The sequence below is a fragment of the Pseudomonas sp. BS-2016 genome (assembly GCF_001806145.1).
GTDB lineage: Bacteria > Pseudomonadota > Gammaproteobacteria > Pseudomonadales > Pseudomonadaceae > Aquipseudomonas > Aquipseudomonas lundensis.
Genome location: NZ_MLCT01000019.1, coordinates 508,381 through 515,556, shown reverse-complemented (window position 1 = coordinate 515,556; position 7,176 = coordinate 508,381). Strand labels below are relative to the sequence as shown.

The 7,176-nt window shown below is 55.7% G+C and carries 6 protein-coding genes and 1 pseudogene; 4 read left to right on the top strand and 3 right to left on the bottom strand.

The window, feature by feature from the left end:
* From BKD70_RS25370 to BKD70_RS24255, 3 genes and pseudogenes are all read left to right on the top strand, one after another.
* A pseudogene (locus BKD70_RS25370) lies at positions 1-266 on the top strand (hypothetical protein); the annotation flags it as partial.
* 341 nt (positions 267-607) lie between these two features.
* On the top strand, positions 608-1,495 hold the full coding sequence (rhtA, locus tag BKD70_RS12745) for a threonine/homoserine exporter RhtA (protein WP_047276461.1): 888 nt from the start codon (positions 608-610) through the stop codon (positions 1,493-1,495).
* Between the two features lie 164 nt (positions 1,496-1,659).
* On the top strand, positions 1,660-1,941 hold the full coding sequence (locus tag BKD70_RS24255) for a hypothetical protein (RefSeq protein WP_047277875.1): 282 nt from the start codon (positions 1,660-1,662) through the stop codon (positions 1,939-1,941).
* A 56-nt stretch (positions 1,942-1,997) separates the two neighbouring features.
* Here BKD70_RS24255 and BKD70_RS12740 read toward each other — a convergent pair whose 3' ends face one another.
* Positions 1,998-3,821 (bottom strand): aminopeptidase P family protein, encoded by a 1,824-nt coding sequence (locus tag BKD70_RS12740; RefSeq protein ID WP_047276464.1) that lies wholly within the window; start codon positions 3,819-3,821, stop codon positions 1,998-2,000.
* A 56-nt stretch (positions 3,822-3,877) separates the two neighbouring features.
* On the bottom strand, positions 3,878-5,047 hold the full coding sequence (locus BKD70_RS12735; protein ID WP_047276466.1) for a cysteine desulfurase family protein: 1,170 nt from the start codon (positions 5,045-5,047) through the stop codon (positions 3,878-3,880).
* Between the two features lie 526 nt (positions 5,048-5,573).
* Between BKD70_RS12735 and BKD70_RS12730 the strand changes: the two genes are divergently transcribed.
* Positions 5,574-6,353: a TSUP family transporter gene (locus tag BKD70_RS12730; RefSeq protein WP_047276468.1), complete on the top strand. Its 780-nt coding sequence runs from the start codon at positions 5,574-5,576 to the stop codon at positions 6,351-6,353.
* Here BKD70_RS12730 and nudC read toward each other — a convergent pair.
* Positions 6,321-7,151 (bottom strand): NAD(+) diphosphatase, encoded by an 831-nt coding sequence (gene nudC, locus BKD70_RS12725; RefSeq protein WP_047276470.1) that lies wholly within the window; start codon positions 7,149-7,151, stop codon positions 6,321-6,323. The genes BKD70_RS12730 and nudC overlap by 33 nt on opposite strands.
* Positions 7,152-7,176 lie beyond the last annotated feature (25 nt).

Sequence of the window (7,176 nt, the reverse complement as noted above, 5' to 3'; positions counted from 1 at the left end):
CAGTTCAAACATCTTTGGGTTTTGAGAAAACCCTAAACTTGGCTCAGCAATCGTTGGTTACATCTTTGATTTCTCGCGGAGTAACTTGTGATGCTGATAATCTTTTTGACTATCAGTCTGACTCCACAAGCACCCACACGAATTGCTTGATTCAGTTGTTAAAGAGCGGTTGGTTAAGCTTTCGCTCAACCGAGGCGCGCATTCTACAGCAGCCTCTGTTGCTGTCAAGCGGTTACTTTAAGATGTTTTCAAAGTTTCCTCTGTAACATCAACCACTTGCGCTTTCGATCTCTCGTCAGCGGGAGGCGAATTCTACAGCGTTACACGCTGCTGTCAACACCTCATTTCCTGCTTCGATGATTTGAAGCTGGCATCGTCAAAACTGTCTAACTCATTGAAACTCAAGGAGTTTTCCGTTTCGACTGCGCCGGAAGTGGGGCGAATTATAGGCCGCTGGAATTCTGAGTCAAGCCCTGTGTTCGCTTTAGTTGTGAAAAGCTCAAAACCAATGTGCCCCCCTCAATTGCGCACTATATTGCACAGCCTTAATAACTTGCGCATCATGCCCCTCTTAATATGACTGCATCCCTTCTCAGGCCACCCCTATATGACAAAGCAGACTCAACGCCTTACATCAGCTCTATTACCGGTCGGCTTACTTCTCATAGCCATGGCGTCTATTCAATCTGGCGCCTCCCTTGCCAAGAGCATGTTCCCGATCGTGGGTGCGCAAGGCACCACTACGCTGCGCCTGATCTTTGCCAGCCTCATCATGCTGCTCATTCTGCGTCCCTGGCGAGCCAAGCTCACCGCCAAGTCCCTGAAGACTGTGATTGTTTATGGCATCGCGTTAGGCGGGATGAATTTCCTCTTCTATATGTCATTGCAAACGGTCCCACTCGGCATAGCCGTAGCACTTGAATTCACAGGTCCTTTGGCAGTCGCTATCTATTCATCCCGCAGAGCCATTGATTTCGTCTGGATTGCGCTTGCGATCACGGGCCTCTTACTACTGATTCCGGTTGGCGAAAGCACACATGGCATTGACTTATTAGGGGCCGGGTACGCCCTAGGGGCTGGTGTTTGCTGGGCGCTCTATATCTTGTTCGGACAGAAAGCAGGGGCCGACAACGGCGTGCAGACTGCAGCACTGGGCGTGATCATTGCGGCGTTATTCATTGCACCGATCGGCATCGTCCACGCAGGCGCAACGTTATTGACGCCAAGCCTGATCCCGGTGGCCATCGGTGTAGCTGTACTGTCGACCGCCCTGCCCTATACCTTGGAAATGGTTGCACTGACCCGCATGCCCACACGCACATTCGGCACGCTCATGAGCATAGAACCGGCATTCGGAGCACTATCAGGCCTGCTGTTTCTTAATGAAGTGCTGTCGTTCGTACAGTGGATGGCCATCTTGTGCATCATCATGGCGTCAGTCGGTGCAACTTTAACCATGCGCGGCCACACAAAGCCTGTGACTAAAGCCGAATGACAGCCCAATCGCTATAAGCTCTGGTAATTGACTCTCATTTGAGCGATGTTTAATCACCGTGAGAGTCAATTGGGTGGTTCAGGACAGGGAGATCTATAAATAGCCACGGGCAAGGCAGTTCGGCACCCACCTCCGCAACCCGACGCTAACGCTTAAGGACAGGAATGAAACGCTTTTTGATAGGTTTGGCAGCATTGGCACTAGCAGGCTGTGCGGCAACCTCAGAAACCACTGTGAAACATGGCAAACGAGGGATGCATATCAACTGCTCAGGATTGTCTTCGTCGTGGGACAAATGTTATGCCGAGGCTGCGCGATCCTGTGGCGAAAAAGGTTTTCGCACCCTCGCAAAATCAGGGGACTCCGCCGAAGAGCCGGGAGATTATCCCTTCGGCTTGAACCCGGCGGGTTACACCAGCCGAAGCCTGATCATCATCTGCAAGTAAAACAGCCATAAAAGTGAGCCACGCAACCCTGTGAAATTGATTGCGTGGCTTTCTTGTTATGACCGCGCGTTGACTACAGGCTCAGTGCGCGTGTTCAGCCAGGCCAGCGCATCGCCTGCCAGCAACGGCGCCAAGCGCTCACGAACGTGCGCGTGATAGCCATTGAGCCAATCCAACTCTTCGCACGTTAATAGCTCAACTTGAAGACAGCGCGTGTCAATCGGACACAACGTAAGCGTTTCAAACTTCAAGAACGTGCCAAATTCTGACGCCCCCGCTTCTTGATTCAAGACCAGGTTTTCAATTCGCACCCCCCAGCGCCCCGGCCGGTACGTACCAGGTTCTATGGAGGTAATCATCCCCGGCAGCATGGCCGTATGCGGGGCAGCCGCGGCCTGGTAAGCAATCACTTGCGGGCCTTCATGCACGTTCAGAAAATAACCGACCCCATGTCCGGTACCGTGCCCGTAATCGACGTTATCCGCCCAGAGGGGTGCGCGCGCGATCGAGTCCAGCAAAGGAGACAAAATACCTTTCGGAAAACGGGCTCTGGACAATGCAATGACACCTTTGAGCACGCGGGTGCAGTCCTGTTTTTGTTCAGCACTGACCTCCCCCACCGGCACCATCCGCGTGATATCCGTTGTGCCACCCAGATACTGCCCACCCGAGTCAATCAGAAGCAGGCCATTACCTTCGATCACAGCATGTTCCTGCTCGGTCGCATGGTAATGAGGCATCGCACCATTTGCGTTAAATGCCGCAATGGTATTGAAGCTCAACGACACGAAACCCGGACGAAGTGCCCGGGCAGCCGTCAATCGTTCATCAATGGTCAGTTCGGTAATACGCTCGCGGCCCCAAGCGGACTCCAGCCACGCAAAGAACTCGCACAACGCCGCGCCGTCCTGCTCCATTGCCTGACGGATGTGAACGGCATCTTCGGGCTTCTTTTGGGCTTTAGCTAACGTTGTAGGGTTTATGCCTTCAACCAGCTTGACCTCCTTGTTTACATTGGCAATCAGCCCACACGTGACACGCGCAGGATCCAGCAGTAAACGGGTCGACGCTGGCAAGGCCGCCAAGGCGTCTGCGATCTCGCTGTAATCGCGCAGCATTACGCCCTCACGCTGCAAAGTACGCTTGAGTTCGGCACCGACCTTGTTCAGATCGACAAACAAAGAGGCTTGTGTGTGTTCAATCAATGCAAACGAGAGGAATACAGGATTAAAGGAAACGTCCGAACCGCGGAGATTAAAAAGCCAGGCGATATCGTCCAACGTAGCAATAAAGTGCGCATCGGCCTGACGCTGTTGCAGCGTTTCTCGCAATTGCGCCAGCTTTTCTGCACGGCTCACAGTGGCCTGTGGCGCCGCATGTTCGTACAACGGCTGAACAGGGAGCGAGGGACGCCCCTCCCACACCAGCCCCAACACGTCGATATCGGTACGCAATTGCGCACCCCGCTCTTTCAACCTGTTTTCCAGTGTGCGGGAAGGCGCCAAGGCCAGCACTGAACCGTCCACTGCGACGGTTTCACCTTCAGGGGTTTGCTCGGCCAGCCATTCAAGCGGGCCAGGTTGCCCGGGCATCAGTTTGACCAATTCGATGCCGCTGCCCGCTAGCTCTTTGGCCGCCTGTTCCCAGTAGCGGCTATCGGCCCATAAACCTGCAAATGTCGGCGTCACGATCAACGTACCGACCGAACCCTGAAAACCCGACAACCACTGCCGACCTTGCCAGTACGCAGGCAAATACTCTGATAGATGAGGATCGGCGGAAGGCACCAGCAACGCATGGACGCCATGCTCGCTCATGACTGACCGGACCCGCGCCAGGCGCTGCACAACCGATCCTTGATTCAACAACTGAGTACTCATCCTCTCTCCTGCAGGCCAATGGTCATTGTTATGAAGCCCTGATCATGAATCAGCAACTAAGGTTGAGCAACTGCCCAAAACGGCGTGGCGACGTGTGTTGCCGCGTGAATAGCGCTGGCCAGCGCATCAACGTCTTCCTCAGATGTAAAGCGTCCAAAACTCAAGCGAAGGGTGCGCGATGCTTCTTCTGCACTCAGGCCCAAGGCGAGCAGTACATGGGACGGGGCATGACTGGCCGAATTACACGCCGACGTGGCCGAATACGCTACATCAGCCGCCAGCACCGCACTGTCGAAGTTGCCCTCAACGAAAGTCAGACTCAGTGTGTGAGGAATCCGATGAGTCTGACAACCGTTACACCGCAAACCGGCAATACCGGCCAGTTGATCCAGTAAACGCTCACGTAAGCGGCAGATATGCGCCAGCTCTTCACTAAACTGCTGCTCGGCCAGCTCAAACGCCGCGCCCATGCCTGCAATTTGGTGTGTGGCCAACGTACCGGAGCGCAGACCCAACTCATGCCCCCCGCCATGCATCTGCGCATGCAGCCGGTCCTGAGCCCGTGGGCCAACATACAAAGCGCCAATTCCTTTAGGCCCGTAAATCTTGTGCCCAGAAAAGGACATCAAATCCACCGGCAAACGGCTGAGATCAATGGCCATCTTTCCTGCGCCTTGTGCGGCATCCACGTGGAAAAGGGCTCCATGCTCGCGCACCTGCTGCCCGATGGACTGGATATCGTTGACTGTTCCCAGTTCGTTGTTCACCAGCATCAACGAAACCAGCAAGGTATCTTCGCGCAACGCATCCCGGACTTGCTGCACACTGATCAGCCCGTTGACGTCCGGCTTCAGCCAGGTCACATCAAAGCCTGATTGCTGCAAAAACAACGCGGTGTCCAAGACGGCCTTGTGCTCGATCTGGCTGGTAATGATATGTCCGCGGGTCAAGCCACTGCCTGACGCCACTCCCTTGAGCGCCAGGTTGTTGGACTCCGTGGCCCCGGATGTCCAGACAATCTGTGAGGGCATGGCTCCAACCAACCGGGCAACTTGCGCCCGGGCCTGCTCAACCACGGCACGCGCTTGCCGACCGAACACATGTGAACTGGAAGCCGGGTTCCCGAAGTTACCCTCGAAACTGAGGCAATCCACCATCACCTGAATGACGCGAGGATCGGCAGGCGTGGTGGCAGCGTAATCGAAATAAAGAGGTCGTTTGTCCATTGTGAACACTCACTGATCGAATTCCGGCATCAGGCATTGCTTGATAACAGAAGCGGGAGGCAAACAGGTTCAGGGGCCTTTACAACTACCCTATCGAAGCCTGCGAAAAAAGAGCCGCGCACAAGAAAAGCCGTAGGAGCATTCCCAAATTCTGATCTTGCACCGCAATGGCCTTAATAAAGCGCCAGAACACCGATCAAGCGCAAGTCTTATATGCAATACAGATATATAAATATGGAATTAGATAGATTTAAGGAATATAAACCCTCGCCTTTCAAGCTGACTCCGACTGACCGGTGAAAGTCAGAGCCTCAAGCAATGGCAGCGTCGGGGTCATTGGGGGGAAACCGGCAATAACACTTGCACAGGCTGCAGGGCCACGCGGTTTGTTTTACCTGACCAATTGTTGACCCAGCGGCACGTGGCAAATCATCGACATGCCTGTCGCCGCCCTGTCGGGTTATGGGTAAGATGATGCCCTTCCCGCGCACCTGCGCCGTACGTCCCGCCGAATTAAGTCGATCCCATGCCTTTTGAACTCAGCGTAGATTTGACCACCCTCGCCATTCTGGCTGCCGTGGCCTTTGTGGCCGGCTTCATCGATGCCATCGCCGGCGGTGGCGGCCTGCTTACCACGCCTGCATTGCTCACCGCAGGGTTACCGCCGCACTTGGTACTGGGCACCAACAAGCTCAGCTCGACCTTCGGCGCCGCCACTGCCAGCTTCACCTTTTACCGGCGCAAGCTGTTTCACCCACGGGAGTGGAAACTGGCGATTTTCGGCACGTTGGCGGGCGCCCTGATTGGCGCCATCGTCGCGCATTACATGCCTGCCGAATGGCTCAATAAAATGCTGCCAGTGATTGTTTTTGCGTGCGGGTTGTACCTTTTATTCGGAGGCACGCCCAAAACCCCGATCGACAACGAGGCTCCGATCAAAAAGAAGTGGCAGTTGCCTCAAGGTTTCAGTCTCGGGTTCTACGACGGCGTTGCAGGGCCTGGAACGGGGGCCTTCTGGACCGTCAGCAGCATGCTGCTTTATCCCATCGATCTGGTGAAAGCCAGCGGGGTAGCGCGCAGCATGAACTTCGTGAGCAATATTGCAGCCCTGTCGGTGTTCATCTTTTCCGGGCATGTGGACTGGATCATTGGCCTGAGCATGGGCCTGGCAGTCATGGTCGGCGCCTTCTTTGGCGCCCGCAGCGCAATCAGCGGCGGGGCCAAATTCATTCGTCCGGTATTCATCACCGTGGTATTGGGGCTGACTGTACGCCTAGCCTGGCAACACTGGTTCGGCCAGGCCTAAACGACGCGCCACGTACAGGTCGATGAGATAACGCGCAATCGAGCGCGACGCCGGCAACGGCGGCAGGTGATGCACATTGAACCATTGCGCATCTTCAATCTCGTCGGGCTGTGGCACGATTTCCCCGCCGGCATACTCCGCATGAAAACCCAACATCATGGAGTGCGGGAACGGCCAGCACTGGCTGCCCACATACTGGATATTCTTGACCTCAAGCTGCACTTCTTCGCGCACCTCGCGGATCAGGCACTCCTCCGCCGACTCCCCCGGCTCGGCAAACCCCGCCAATGTGCTGTAGACACCAGGGACAAAGCGCGGGGACCGCGCCAACAACACCTCATCTCCTCGGGTAATCAGCACGATCATGCTCGGTGAAATACGCGGATAACTGCGCAACTCGCAAGGCGAGCAGTACATCGCCCGCTCCCCGGGCACTTGAATCATCGCCCGGCCGCAACGCCCGCAGAACCGATGCTCGCGCGCCCACGTCGCAATCTGAGCGGCATAGCCCAACACCTTGTACAACGTGTGATCGCCTTCCAGCATAAAGGCGCGCAACCCTTGCCAGCGACAGCCCTCCACCTCCACCGCGCGCTCCAGCTCCAGCACATACACCGGCTCGCCATCCAGATAACCGATCCCGTGTTCAGCCATCACCGGTAGCGACTGTGAAGCCAGCCACTCACGCGAAAACAGCGGCCCATCATCGTTAACCAGAAAGCCCTCCGGGCTGCGCGCCACGGCACGGCCGCCCGAAAGGTTGGTGTCCAGTACTGCGGTGGTCCAACGCGGTGTCATACAAGGTCCTTGTCAGGGTTAAACG

Bases quoted from the DNA above. Each gene is read 5' to 3' on its own strand.
- rhtA (WP_047276461.1), top strand. From the start codon at position 608: ATGACAAAGCAGACTCAACGCCTTACATCAGCTCTATTACCGGTCGGC.
- BKD70_RS24255 (WP_047277875.1), top strand. From the start codon at position 1,660: ATGAAACGCTTTTTGATAGGTTTGGCAGCATTGGCACTAGCAGGCTGT.
- BKD70_RS12740 (WP_047276464.1), bottom strand. From the start codon at position 3,821: ATGAGTACTCAGTTGTTGAATCAAGGATCGGTTGTGCAGCGCCTGGCG.
- BKD70_RS12735 (WP_047276466.1), bottom strand. From the start codon at position 5,047: ATGGACAAACGACCTCTTTATTTCGATTACGCTGCCACCACGCCTGCC.
- BKD70_RS12730 (WP_047276468.1), top strand. From the start codon at position 5,574: ATGCCTTTTGAACTCAGCGTAGATTTGACCACCCTCGCCATTCTGGCT.
- nudC (WP_047276470.1), bottom strand. From the start codon at position 7,151: ATGACACCGCGTTGGACCACCGCAGTACTGGACACCAACCTTTCGGGC.